This window comes from Vallitalea maricola, from assembly GCF_036985595.1.
Taxonomy (GTDB): domain Bacteria; phylum Bacillota; class Clostridia; order Lachnospirales; family Vallitaleaceae; genus Vallitalea; species Vallitalea maricola.
Map to the genome: position 1 here is coordinate 65,466 of NZ_BTPU01000023.1, position 12,680 is coordinate 78,145.

Below are 12,680 nucleotides of genomic sequence, written 5' to 3' on the forward strand. Positions count from 1 at the left end.
ACCGATTATTCTTAATTTCTATCTTTTGTAAGGATTAGGAATCCAACTCCAATAATAGCGATTGGCCATACTAAGTCAAAACTAAACCAATTAAATATCTTTTCTAATATTGATACACCACCAATAATAACTAATATGATTCCAAGAATTGTTCTACCATTACTATTGGAGAAATTATTTCTTTTTTCCGGAGTGTTATTTTCATAAGTATTACTATCATAATAAGCATTATTATCATGAGTGTTGCTATCATAAGTGTTATGAGCATATTCTATAGGTTCAACTGGAATGACAATTGAACAGATTATGTATATCAATACACCAGAACCCCATGTAAAAAGTGTTATAAGAAATAGAATTCTAACAATAGTTGGGTCTATATTAAAATATTTTGCAATACCTGAGCAAACACCACAAATCATTTGGTTATCTCTTGAGCGATAAATTCTTTTATCCATAGTCATACATCCCTTCTCATATTTTTAGTATTTGAAGTAATAAATAATATTATTAATATGAAACAGATAAGTTGTACATATTAATATATATAATTTATATTATATTGTGTTTTATTATATTACATTTTATAATATAACACAATAAGATTAATATAAGATTAAGTTTGGATTAATAATAATGAATATGAATTGTTTTTTACATGATATAAAAGTTTTAGTGATAACGGAGGAATAACATGGATATTGATTTGTATGTTGTAGCTATTACACCAGGTATTGCACTAGCATTAGGAATATATTTGACGGATAGATATGATAAAGAACCATTGCATCTACTGATTAAAATATTTATTTTTGGTGGTATAAGCATTTTACCTGCTATACTTATAGAAAGGATATTAGCATATTTTAACATATTTATTGGATTATTAGGAATTGCATATGTAGCTTTTATAGTTGCTGGTTTTACCGAAGAATTTGTTAAAAGAGTAGTAGTCAAGAGTTTTGCGTATAATCATAGAGCTTTCAATGAAAAACTTGATGGTATTGTTTATGCAGTTTTTGCATCGCTGGGATTTGCTACTGTAGAAAATGTACTTTATGTAGTTTTTAGATATTCTAATGTATCTACAATCGGTTTGCAGAGAGCCATTTTTTCAGTCCCTGCCCATATGTTGTTTGCCATAACTATGGGATATTATTTATCATTGGCTAAGTTTGGTGAGAGTGAAAGACAAAGAAAATATTATCTAAGATTATCTTTGTGGATTCCAGTATTATTACATGGATTATATGACTATATCTTAATGTCAAAAAGCAGTAATCTATTTATAATATTTATTCCATTTGTTATATTTTTATGGAGTTATAATCTTAGGAAATTGAATAGATACTATAAAGAATCTAAAGCGATGTATATGAATGATAATGATGATTTTGATTAGGGGCTGTTGAGACAGCCCCTTATATCTAATTTTTAGACTATTTAATTTTGAAACTGTATTTGGTATAAGCCTTATATGTATCTTCTGGGCTTAAGATATTCGAGTCAAAACAATCTTGATTAATAGCATCTGGATAATATTGTGTTTCCAAACATAAAGCTATATGTTTTTTTGTAACCATATTAGAAGCTAATTTCATACCTGCCTCCATTTGATTACAAGCATAAAAAACTACAGCTTTCTGGTCTGTGACAACTTCCATATAACGTCCGCTTTTTTCATCATACATAGCTGCTGAGATATTGCCATCATCATTAAGCATGAAAGGATGGTCATAGCCGCCGGCATTTTTCAATTGTATTTCATCATTCTTAATATCGCTGCCAACTAATTTCATTTCTCGGAAGTCGAAAGCAGTTCCATTAACATCAGCCACACCAATAGGGATGATTTCAGTATCAACAAGACCATATTTGTCTGCATTAATATGTAAATATTGTTCTAATACATCTCTTTTTCCATTACCGGATAAGTTGAAATAAGAATGATTAGTCATATTAACGATTGTTTTTTTATCTGTTTTACCACTATAATAGATTTCTAATTCGTTATCATTATTAAAGGTATAAGTAACATTTACATCAAGATTACCAGGGAAGCCCTCTTCTCCATCTTTACTTATATAATTAAGATATAGAGATACACTATCTTTTTTTACAATCCCTGTCACGTTCCATATAACTTTATCAAATCCTTTTAAACCACCATGTAGAGTGTTTCCATTATTATTTGCAGCTAAGTTGTAAGTAGTATCATCTATCTCAAATGAAGCATTTGAGATTCTTCCGGCTACTCGTCCTACAAGGCTGCCAAAAAAAGGTGACTTTTCTTCATATTCTTTAAATGTATCAAAACCAAGGACTACATTTTCAAAATTACCATCTTTATCAGGCACCATTATATTATTAATGATTCCACCATAATTAAGAATACTTATACTACAATTATTATCATTGTATAATGTGTATTTGGTTACTTCTTCTCCGGATTTTGTAAAACCAAAATTAGTAGATTTAATTTCCATAGTTATTCACTCCTTTAGTATAGATTATACAATAAGTTATTTAGTCTTTCAATTTTAAATCACATCTAAATTTACCGCAAAAATAGTCTAGGTGGTATATGTGAAGTATTATTATTTGTATTGCAAATTTGGTACATATATAATATTATTATATAGACATGAATTTTTATAAATATAGCATTTTCAAATAAAATAATAGAGGAGATTACAATGGATAATAATGTATTAGCTAAAGTGGAAGGTATAGAAATTACAAAAGAGCACTTAATGAATATTATGCGTTCTTTACCACAACAACAAATGATGGAAGTAAGTACAGTAGAGGGAAGAAAAAGATTACTTGATGAACTTGTTGCTGCTGAGCTTTTTTATTTAGAAGCTTCTGCTAACAAATTAGACGAAGAAGAAGAATTTAAAAAAATCTTAGAAGAAGCAACTCATAGTCTTTTACAAAGATTTGCTATCCAAAAATTACTAGAAAAAGTGACAGTAAGCGAAGAGGACATGAAAGCTTATTATGACAGTAATAGAAAGTCTTTTGTTTCTTCAGAAGAAGTAAGAGCTAAACACATTCTTGTAAAAGAAGAAGAAGAGGCTAATAGAATAAGAAAAGAAATAGAAGAAGGAAAAGCTTTTGATGAAGCAGCTAAAGAATATTCAACTTGTCCATCAAAAGATAAAGGTGGAGATTTAGGATTCTTTGGTAAAGGAAGAATGGTTCCAGAATTTGATAAAGCAGCATTTGAATTAAAAGTTGGAGAATTAAGTGATGTAGTAAAAACTCAATTCGGATATCATTTAATTATTGTTGAAGAGAAAAAAGAAGCTGCAATCAAGACTTATGAACAAGTTAAAGAACAAATCAAACAAACTCTATTAAGAAATGAACAAACTAAGGTATACACAGATAAGTTCAATGCATTAAAAGAGCAGTATAATGTTGAAATCAATGAAGATGGATTAAAATAATTAGAAGTTAAAAGGGGTTGTCTTAATATATTTATGGAAGATAGACAGCCCTCTTTTTAAGGATGTGAACATATGGAATTTTATAAATATGTTGAAAATCTAACAGAGGACAACAAAAAAGTTTTTAACATAATTTTACGTTTTGGACCTCTTACTAAAAAAAAGATTATAAAATATACCAATATGAAACTTACTACTCTTAACAGATCTATGACTACATTAATGAATTCTAAATTTATTGTTCAGATAGGTGAGCAGGAATCAACGGGAGGAAGAAAGCCAACATTATTTGATGTCAACCCATTTGAATATTATTTTGTTGGAATTGATATTTCAAGAACTTACTCAAAAGTTATCATAACAAATCTTAAGAGAGAAATTCTATTTGATGAACAATTTCAGATGAAACAGGATATGACACCTGATAGAACTGTTAGAAGTATAAAAGAGGTGTTTAATAAAGGATTAAATAGATTGGGAATCATAAAAGAAAAAATAGTTGGTGGAGGTCTCGGCACTATAGGCCCATTAGACTCTAAACTAGGCATTATATTCAAACCAAATAACTTTTATGCAAAGGGTTGGAATAATGTACCTATCAAGGACATGCTGGAAGAAGCTCTGGATATGGAGATAATTATTGATAATGGTGCTAATACTGCTGTATATGCTGAGTTTTTATCTGGTTCATTAATTGAATATTCCAATATTGTCTATGTAAACTGTGGTATAGGTATAAGGATGGGAGTTATTGCAAATGGTAGAATAATTCCTACTATCAATAATGCAAATGATGCTTTTGGACATATGGTAGTCAACTATGATGGAGAACCTTGTTATTGTGGTAAAACAGGATGTGTAGAATGTTATGCATCAATTTTATCTATTGTTAAAAAATATGTCAGCCTTGTGAAATTGGGAAGAGCTACAACTATCAATAAAAACACAAACAGCATAACTTTCAATGATATAATCAAAGCAGCTGAATCAGGTGAGTATCTAGCTAATGAAGTGTTTGAATTTGCAGCTAAAATACTGGGAATTGGTTTAGCTAATTATGTTACTATTGTTAATCCTAGTAAAGTTATCCTAAGTGGACCTATCATAAATTTATCTGATATATTTTATAATTTTTTACTTAAGTATATAGAAAAACATATTTCAGGAAATCAAAGCAATATTGTATTTGTCAAGGGTGGCGATTATAAAGACAATGCAATAGCGCTAGGAGCTGCCCAATTATTTATAAAGAACAAGTTAATATGAATTCAAATATAAATAAAAACGAGCTTTATAATTTAAGCTCGTTATATACACCTTATAGGAAAGTTCTACTTTTAACCATATGAAATAGAACCGTTGATATTTAGTTTATATCGTAATTTGCTATGCTTTTTATTTTCTTAAGATCCCTATTTCTCTTTATAAACTTAATTAATCCTACTATTCCTATTATAGTTCCGAATGGTACCAATATCATTCCAATAATTTCTATTACGAGATTATCAGTAAATTTAATAAAGGAAGCACCAGCTACAATTAGACTAAGAGCAGTTCTTATGTATGCTAATAGTGTTCTTTGATTTGCTAAGAAGGTTCTGTCAGTGGCTAGTAAATCTCTCAATATCAAGGATTCTTTTTTAAAAGAATAAACTTCATCTTCTTGAGCTCTATATTGCATTATAATATTCACCCCTTTACATTATATTCTATATGAAAATAACTTTAGTCCAAAATGGATTAAAGTATTGATATCAAGTATAGTGGAATAGAATTGTTCCATATTGATTATATCTTTTATATTATATTATAAATATATTATAACACTTTTGACCAAAATAGCAAGAAGTTTTATATGATTATTTACTGCGTACTATATCATTAATGTAATAAATATATAGAATAAATCTATAATACATAAGAAATATAAAATTATTTGTAAAAAAATAGCAGAAAAAGACACATAAAAGACAAATTAAATACATACTAATTACACTTATCTTATATATAATTCTAATTGACGACATAATAATAGACATAATGTTGGACATAATGTGACATTAAAATCGACATAATATTATACAGAAGCGCAAAGGCGTACAAAAATATAATAGAGAATCCCCTCTCATTATAACCCAGAGGAAAGAGAATCATTTTATGATTCTCTTTCTTGTTTTATAAGAAATTTAAATATTGCATCTATTAATTAATGCAGGTAAACTCAAACAAATCAATTATTGACCTGGCTTTACATTTATGGAATAATATTTACTATGAATAATTAAGGAAGGTGATACACTTGAAGTTAATGTTTATATCAGATATACATGGATCTTCTTATTATGCTGCAAAAGCAATAGAAAAATTTAAAGAAGAAGGTGCTGATTATATAATTTTGCTTGGCGATATTTTATATCATGGACCAAGAAATTCACTACCAAAAGAATATGAACCCAAAAAAGTTTTACAGCTACTTAATGAATTAAAAGATAAGATTATTTGTGTAAGAGGAAATTGTGATGCAGAAGTAGATCAAATGGTTCTGGAATTTCCTATTATGAGTGATTACAATATCATATTTCATAATGACAAAAGAATATTTGCTACTCATGGACATTTGTTTAATGAATCCAACATGCCACCTATAGAAGATGGAGATATAATAATTCATGGACATACTCATATACCTGTTGCTAAGAAATTAGATAATAGATATATACTTAATCCAGGCTCTATCTCTTTACCTAAGGAAGATAATCCAAATAGCTATGGGATTATTGAAGAAAAAGAATTTCTCATAAAAGATTTTGATGGAAATATAATTAAATCAATTATATTAGAATAATCTATGACAAAGTTATTAAAAGACCAATATCCTATTATAATGTTTTGCAACTAACATAAATAGTTTAATTGCTAGATTATAAGAGATACTGGTCTAATTATTTTGGTTAGAATTACTTGGAATTAATAATTATCATATTTATTACTATCATCAATAAGGGTATCGCTGTTATCAGTTTTTGATATGTTTTTTAATGCCATAACAACAATGATAGTTGAAATTCCGTAATATATGATTAATTTAAATCCAAGTGCTACTGCCAAGCCAAAGCAATTAATCAAGAGCATTATAAGTGCCGGTAAAGTCAAAGCATAAATACCGATTTTATATACTTCATTATAGCTTAGGTTTGTTTTTAATACTGAATTTGCAATAAGTCCAATGATACTTACCATTAAGCTTTCAAATAATTTTAGTAAAACAGTTCCAGCAATTATCAAAAAGACAATAAATCCAATTGCAAGTCCTCTAAAACTATTTAATATCTCTAATACTGAATTTTTATCAATATTAAAATCTCTCAAATCTTTGAATTCTAATGGCATAGGAGGGCTTCCTGCTTGGTTGATGATAATTCGTTCAGGAGTAACTAAATATCCCATAGAATAACCTACTAAATCATTTAAAGTATACTTATCTGTCATATCAACGATAAATATAAAATCATGATCTTTAGTCAATACTAAAGGTTCATTCATATCAATATTAAGGATACCATTACGAACAGTTATCTCAGGCATATCATCTGATTGTAATAATTCTATAGTATTGTCAATAGAAGTATTAGTCTTAACAGAAACAACTATGCTTAACGTAATTCCAATGAATAATGCTAAGAGTATAAGATAACCAAAAGATTTACCTAATCTTTCATGTCTTATACTATTGTAAACATGAAAATCAGTAAAACTTTTTATGAATTTCACAAAGATATTAGGGCTTTTTATACTTTCCATATTATATCCCCCTTCATCATAAATTTTTAATACATATTTTGGGAATGGAATTAATTACCTAATTCTCTTGTATGTTAACATAAATTTTTTTTAAGTTCAAGATTCTATGGGCATTAGCTGTAATATTTTTTCGGAAAATTGAGTAAGTTAAAGATATGTAACAAAGATTTAATGTGTAAGATTATTGTAGAATAGATTTATTTAAAGTATAATGTAGGAGTAAATACTAATGAAGATAACTTCTAATATACACTAATTGATAAAGGAGCAAAACGATGTCATATATTGAATTAACAACACCTTGTATTTTTGGGGTCGAGTCTATTTTAAAAAAGGAAATTATAAAATTAGGTTATGAAATTAAAAGAGTAGAAGATGGAAGAATAACCTATATAGCAGATGAACTGGGTGTTTGTAGATCGAATATTTGGCTAAGGACAGCAGAGAGAGTAATGATTAATGTAGGAGAATTCACTGCTACTAGTTTTGAAGAATTATTTGATAAAACAAAAGATTTACCTTGGGAAAGATGGATACCACAAGATGGCAAGTTTTGGGTTAAAAAGGCTTCTTCCATTAAATCCAAGCTTTTTAGTCCATCAGATATTCAATCAATAATTAAAAAAGCAATAGTTGAAAGATTGAAAAAAACATACCATGTCAATTGGTTTAATGAAGATGGTGAGCACTATCCTATTAGAGTTTTCATAAAAAAAGATAGAGTATCTATATGTTTAGATACAAGTGGTGAAGCTTTACACAAAAGAGGATATAGAACATTTACTAGCAAAGCACCTATTAGTGAGACTTTGGCAGCGGGCATAATTCAATTATCACCCTGGAACAAAGATAGAATCTTGGTTGACCCGTTTTGTGGCAGCGGAACTATTCCTATCGAAGCTGCAATGATAGCTATGAATATGGCTCCAGGACTTAATAGAGAATTTACAGCTGAAAAGTGGAAAAACATTATTCCTGTCAAATCATGGTTTAAGGCAGTAGATGAGGCAAATGATGTTATAGATACAACATGTGAATTAAACATTGCTGGTTATGACATAGATTATAAAGTTTTAAAACTTGCAAGAGAAAATGTGAGAAATGCTGGTGTTGAAGATAAAATTCACTTTCAAGAAAGGGATATGAGAAAAACCAGCAATAATAAGAAATATGGATTTATTATCACTAATCCACCTTATGGGGAGAGACTTGGAGATAAGGAAACCGTAATAGAATTGTACAAAGATATGAAAATTACTTTTGATAAAAATCTTGAGGATTGGTCTTATTTTATTATCACTGCATTTGATGAATTTGAGAGATATTTTGGAAAGAATGCTGATAAGAAAAGGAAGTTGTACACTGGAATGATGAAGGCTAATTTATATCAATACTTTGGAAGTAAACCTCCTAAAAGAGTGAATCCTATTAATTAAAATACATTATAGAAAAGAGGTTATATATTGAAGATGAAAAAAAACATAAAAATGCTTTTAATATATGTATTTACAGTTGTCTTTATTGTGCCTACTTCTATTTGTGCTATCGATACACCACAGGTTTCGGTTATTTTAGATAATGAATATATAGTATATGACGAATATTATGGAATACCATATATTGATGATAATAACAGAACAATGGTACCCCTAAGGCTTACATTAGAGTCGTTTGGAGCTGAGGTAGAGTGGGTAGGAGAGTTGAATTTAGTAGTTATAACACATGAGGATATAGTAGTTAATGTTCCAATAGGTGAAAAGTTTATATATAAAAACGAAGAAAAAATTGAAAATGATACATATGCTGTAAATAAAAACAGCAGGATTTATCTACCAATAAGAATTGTTATGGAAGCTTTTGGATGTGAAGTATTATGGGATGGTGATAATAGAGTAGTTATCATCAATTCTGATCATGGTCCTTATAAAGATAAAGCTAATGCTAGGTTTGATCTAAGAGAGGAAGGAAATGTTACTTCTGTCAAGGATCAAAAAGAGCTTGGTACATGTTGGGCATTTGCAGCGCTTGGTTCCATTGAATCTAGTTTATTAAAACAAACCGGGGAAATATATGATTTTTCAGAAGACAATGTCAGCCTGAAACATGGTTATAACTTGACTCAAGATCAAGGTGGAGATTTTATGCTTGCATTAGCATATTTCGCTAGATGGTCTGGTCCTATAATGGAAAGTGATGATGTCTATGGAGACGGAATTTCATCACAAGATGTAAAAAGTGTTAAACATCTACAAGAAGCTTATTTTATACCTGCTGATAATTTTGAAACCATAAAAGATACTGTTAAGAATTACGGAGGCGTTCATACATCCATTTATTGGGAATATAGGGATGCAGAAAATGAAAAGTATTACAACAAAAATACTTATTCCTTGAACTATAATGGTAAAGAAGAAACTAACCATGATGTAGTTATTGTTGGATGGGACGACGAATATCCTAAGGAGAATTTTATAATACAACCAGAAGAGGATGGTGCTTTCATCTGTAAAAACAGTTTTGGTACTGATTTTGGCGAAGAAGGATATTTTTACATTTCTTATTATGATACTTATATAGGTAAACAAAATATGGTATATAGTAAAATAGAAGATAATGATAATTATGATAAAATATATCAAGCAGATTGGCTTGGATTGGTAGGAAAATTAGGATTTAATACAGACACAGGATATTTTTCTAATGTTTATGAAACAGGTAATCAACAAGAAGAGTTAAAAGCTGTTAGCTTTTATACAACAGGGATTAATTCTAAATATGAAGTATACCTGGTAGAAAACTTTACAGATAAGGATGACTTGAAAAATATGATTTTCCTTGAAAGTGGATTCAGGGAATATAGTGGTTATTATACTATTAATCTAAAACAACCTATAACACTTGAAAACAATAGGAAATTTGCAGTCATTGTCAAGATGACTACTCCTGGAACGAAATTTCCTATAGCTGCTGAATTTGACAGGGATGTTAAATGGCTGGGCAAAGTTGATTTAAGTGATGGTGAAGGCTATATAAGTTATGATGGAGAAATTTGGGAGGATACTGAGGAAGTATTACAAAGTAATGTATGCTTGAAAGCATTTACAGACATAGTGGTTGACCAACCAGTTAAAGATATTGCTGAGCAATCAGAAAGTCAAAATGTATCCAATCAAGCTACAGATGAAATAGAGTCTTCTGATAATGATTAACCAACAGAAGAATAGTACTGATGTTGGTAAGTAATCGCTTGTATGGAGGCAATAATGAAAGATAAATTAAAAGAATTATTGGAACAACTAAAAAGTGCTGAAAAGGTATATATACAACCACACAATATTCCTGACCCAGATTCTATAGCAAGCAGTTTAGGTATTAAGTTTTTATTAGAAAAGTATGGAATTGAGTCAAAGATTATTCATGTGCAGACAATTGAAAAAGCTAATTCAAAAAAGATGGTTGAATTATTCAATATAAAAATGACAGTGAAAAATGAAATGAAGTACAATAAAAATGATTTTGTCATATTGGTTGATACACAGTTAGGTAACTCTAATGTAACTAATCTGATTAAGCAAAATGTGATGGTAATCGATCATCATGAGATTGTTAATGATACAGATACTTATCTTTTTAAAGATATTAGGTCAGATATTGGTGCATGTTCATCAATAGTAGCAGAATATTTTTATTCTAATGATATTTCATTGACTGTTAACGTAGCTACTGCGCTATTGTATGGGATAATGATGGATACTGATAATCTGTCTAGGCGGGTTAATGATCTTGATATAGAAATGTTTTATTTCTTATATAATCAAGCAGATATTAGTATGATAAAATCACTGAAATTAAATCAGATTGTAAAATCTGATTTAATTGCATACGCAAAAGCATTAAATAGTGTAGAAATATATGGTTATTTAGGTTTTGTCCATATAGAAGATTGTAATGATTCACTTCTTGGGACTATTAGTGATATGGTTAATACAATAGAAGGTGTATCTGTTGTTGTAGCTTATGCCAAGAGACAAGATGGAGTAAAATTTTCTATTAGAAGTGGAAGTACTAAAATAAAAGCTAATAAATTAATGAGATTCATTATGGCACATAGAGGTGTTGGTGGTGGACATGACGAGATGGCTGGGGGATTCATGCCTATTGATAATATGGATTTCTTGAATAATAAACGATTAGATACATTTATTAGACATAGAGCTATTAACTATGTAGAAAAGGAAGATAGTGATTTGTGAAAAAAAATACGTTTACTTTTACTAGCTATTAATGATATTATATTAATATGCTATTATTCTAATATTATATCTTTGGGGTGATCTTATGATAGAAAATACATTTAAAATTGACGGATTAGATGGACATAAGATTTTTGTAGCTAGTTGGATGCCAGAAAACAATGAAAAAATTAATAGTATTGTTCAGATTAATCATGGAATGGCAGAACATTGTTTAAGGTATAGAGAGTTTGCCAAGTTCCTTACGGATAATGGTTATGGTGTTTATGCTCATGACCATAGGGGGCATGGACAGAGTCTAGATGTAGAAGAAGATATAGGCTTTTTCAATGACAAAGAAGGTTGGAATAATGTTATAGATGAAGCATATAAGGTAACAGAACATATAAAAAGAGAAAATAAGAATACTGATATTTTTGTGTTAGGGCATAGTATGGGGTCCCTTATAACACGTGGCTACATACAGAAGTATGGAAATGAGATTAAAGGAGCTGTTATAAGTGGAACAAGTGCTACAAAAGGTTTCTTGGGAGTGGCAGGAATTGGAGTAGCAAGACTTATCTGTTTAACAAAAGGAAACAGGCATAAGAGTAAGTTGCTTACGGACCTTAGCTTTGGCAGTTTCAATAAGAAATTTGCACCTAACAAGACAGAATATGACTGGTTGAGCAGGGATGAACAACAAGTTAAAAAATATGTATATGATGAGAAATGTGGTTTTATGTGTACCTCTAGATTTTATGTGGACCTATTAAAAGGGCTATCAAATATTTCTAAGAAACGTAATATTCTTAAAACGCCTAAGAACCTACCTATATTATTTATTTCTGGTGATAATGACCCTGTTGGTGATATGGGAAAAGGAATTAAAAAGATTACGGATACATATAAATCATTAGGATATAATGTGAAGGTTATATTATATGAAGGTGGAAGACATGAAATAATTAATGAAACAAATAATAATGAAGTTTATAATGATATACTAGATTTTATTAAGCTCTAAAGAGTTAATTTATTACAAATATTTACAGTTGATAATTAAGCCAACCCTTATGCAACTTGTAATTATCTATAGAATGTAAATTATTTAGGTTATTTCATATGTTTGCTAGAATTATTAGATAAGCTTTTTGGTTGATTTTTATCTAAAACAATTTATTATTTACTT

12 protein-coding genes are annotated in these 12,680 nt (G+C 29.2%); 8 read left to right on the forward strand and 4 right to left on the reverse strand.

Features of this window, described 5'->3' with window-relative positions; genetic code table 11:
* Positions 1-11: 11 nt before the first annotated feature.
* Positions 12-458 (reverse strand): PspC domain-containing protein, encoded by a 447-nt coding sequence (locus AACQ14_RS24910; protein ID WP_423247989.1) that lies wholly within the window; start codon positions 456-458, stop codon positions 12-14.
* Between the two features lie 236 nt (positions 459-694).
* Here AACQ14_RS24910 and AACQ14_RS07565 point away from each other — a divergent pair, with 236 nt between their 5' ends.
* Positions 695-1,402: a PrsW family glutamic-type intramembrane protease gene (locus AACQ14_RS07565; protein WP_339362974.1), complete on the forward strand. Its 708-nt coding sequence runs from the start codon at positions 695-697 to the stop codon at positions 1,400-1,402.
* Between the two features lie 37 nt (positions 1,403-1,439).
* Here the strand turns inward: AACQ14_RS07565 and AACQ14_RS07570 are convergent, their stop codons facing one another.
* A complete protein-coding gene (locus AACQ14_RS07570) occupies positions 1,440-2,486 on the reverse strand; it encodes an aldose epimerase family protein (RefSeq protein ID WP_339362975.1) in 1,047 nt (348 codons plus the stop codon).
* Positions 2,487-2,696: 210 nt separating this feature from the next.
* On the opposite strand from AACQ14_RS07570, the gene AACQ14_RS07575 reads away from it, so the two are divergent.
* Both AACQ14_RS07575 and AACQ14_RS07580 read left to right on the forward strand, forming a co-directional pair.
* The gene (locus tag AACQ14_RS07575; protein ID WP_339362976.1) at positions 2,697-3,455 is read left to right on the forward strand and encodes a peptidylprolyl isomerase; all 759 of its coding nucleotides are present in this window, start codon (positions 2,697-2,699) and stop codon (positions 3,453-3,455) included.
* Positions 3,456-3,527: 72 nt separating this feature from the next.
* Positions 3,528-4,721 carry an ROK family protein gene (locus tag AACQ14_RS07580; protein WP_339362977.1) on the forward strand — a complete coding sequence of 398 codons (1,194 nt, stop codon included), beginning with the start codon at positions 3,528-3,530 and terminating at the stop codon, positions 4,719-4,721.
* Between the two features lie 100 nt (positions 4,722-4,821).
* Here AACQ14_RS07580 and AACQ14_RS07585 read toward each other — a convergent pair whose 3' ends face one another.
* Positions 4,822-5,136, reverse strand: a complete 315-nt coding sequence (locus tag AACQ14_RS07585) for a DUF202 domain-containing protein (protein WP_339362978.1) — start codon at positions 5,134-5,136, stop codon at positions 4,822-4,824.
* Positions 5,137-5,754: 618 nt separating this feature from the next.
* On the opposite strand from AACQ14_RS07585, the gene yfcE reads away from it, so the two are divergent.
* Positions 5,755-6,300: a phosphodiesterase gene (gene yfcE / locus AACQ14_RS07590; RefSeq protein ID WP_339362979.1), complete on the forward strand. Its 546-nt coding sequence runs from the start codon at positions 5,755-5,757 to the stop codon at positions 6,298-6,300.
* A gap of 122 nt (positions 6,301-6,422) precedes the next feature.
* Here the strand turns inward: yfcE and AACQ14_RS07595 are convergent, their stop codons facing one another.
* Positions 6,423-7,256 (reverse strand): DUF1189 domain-containing protein, encoded by an 834-nt coding sequence (locus tag AACQ14_RS07595; RefSeq protein ID WP_339362980.1) that lies wholly within the window; start codon positions 7,254-7,256, stop codon positions 6,423-6,425.
* A 275-nt stretch (positions 7,257-7,531) separates the two neighbouring features.
* Between AACQ14_RS07595 and AACQ14_RS07600 the strand changes: the two genes are divergently transcribed.
* The 4 genes from AACQ14_RS07600 (at position 7,532) to AACQ14_RS07615 (ending at position 12,515) form a co-directional block, all read left to right on the forward strand.
* Positions 7,532-8,692, forward strand: a complete 1,161-nt coding sequence (locus AACQ14_RS07600) for a THUMP domain-containing class I SAM-dependent RNA methyltransferase (protein WP_339362982.1) — start codon at positions 7,532-7,534, stop codon at positions 8,690-8,692.
* Positions 8,693-8,725: 33 nt separating this feature from the next.
* Complete coding sequence (locus AACQ14_RS07605; protein WP_339363031.1) at positions 8,726-10,465, forward strand: lectin like domain-containing protein; 1,740 nt, start codon at positions 8,726-8,728, stop codon at positions 10,463-10,465.
* A gap of 54 nt (positions 10,466-10,519) precedes the next feature.
* Positions 10,520-11,509, forward strand: a complete 990-nt coding sequence (locus AACQ14_RS07610; RefSeq protein WP_339362983.1) for a DHH family phosphoesterase — start codon at positions 10,520-10,522, stop codon at positions 11,507-11,509.
* Between the two features lie 85 nt (positions 11,510-11,594).
* Positions 11,595-12,515, forward strand: a complete 921-nt coding sequence (locus tag AACQ14_RS07615) for an alpha/beta hydrolase (protein ID WP_339362985.1) — start codon at positions 11,595-11,597, stop codon at positions 12,513-12,515.
* Positions 12,516-12,680 lie beyond the last annotated feature (165 nt).

Bases quoted from the DNA above. Each gene is read 5' to 3' on its own strand.
- AACQ14_RS24910 (WP_423247989.1), bottom strand. From the start codon at position 458: ATGGATAAAAGAATTTATCGCTCAAGAGATAACCAAATGATTTGTGGT.
- AACQ14_RS07565 (WP_339362974.1), top strand. From the start codon at position 695: ATGGATATTGATTTGTATGTTGTAGCTATTACACCAGGTATTGCACTA.
- AACQ14_RS07570 (WP_339362975.1), bottom strand. From the start codon at position 2,486: ATGGAAATTAAATCTACTAATTTTGGTTTTACAAAATCCGGAGAAGAA.
- AACQ14_RS07575 (WP_339362976.1), top strand. From the start codon at position 2,697: ATGGATAATAATGTATTAGCTAAAGTGGAAGGTATAGAAATTACAAAA.
- AACQ14_RS07580 (WP_339362977.1), top strand. From the start codon at position 3,528: ATGGAATTTTATAAATATGTTGAAAATCTAACAGAGGACAACAAAAAA.
- AACQ14_RS07585 (WP_339362978.1), bottom strand. From the start codon at position 5,136: ATGCAATATAGAGCTCAAGAAGATGAAGTTTATTCTTTTAAAAAAGAA.
- AACQ14_RS07595 (WP_339362980.1), bottom strand. From the start codon at position 7,256: ATGGAAAGTATAAAAAGCCCTAATATCTTTGTGAAATTCATAAAAAGT.
- AACQ14_RS07600 (WP_339362982.1), top strand. From the start codon at position 7,532: ATGTCATATATTGAATTAACAACACCTTGTATTTTTGGGGTCGAGTCT.
- AACQ14_RS07605 (WP_339363031.1), top strand. From the start codon at position 8,726: ATGAAAAAAAACATAAAAATGCTTTTAATATATGTATTTACAGTTGTC.
- AACQ14_RS07610 (WP_339362983.1), top strand. From the start codon at position 10,520: ATGAAAGATAAATTAAAAGAATTATTGGAACAACTAAAAAGTGCTGAA.
- AACQ14_RS07615 (WP_339362985.1), top strand. From the start codon at position 11,595: ATGATAGAAAATACATTTAAAATTGACGGATTAGATGGACATAAGATT.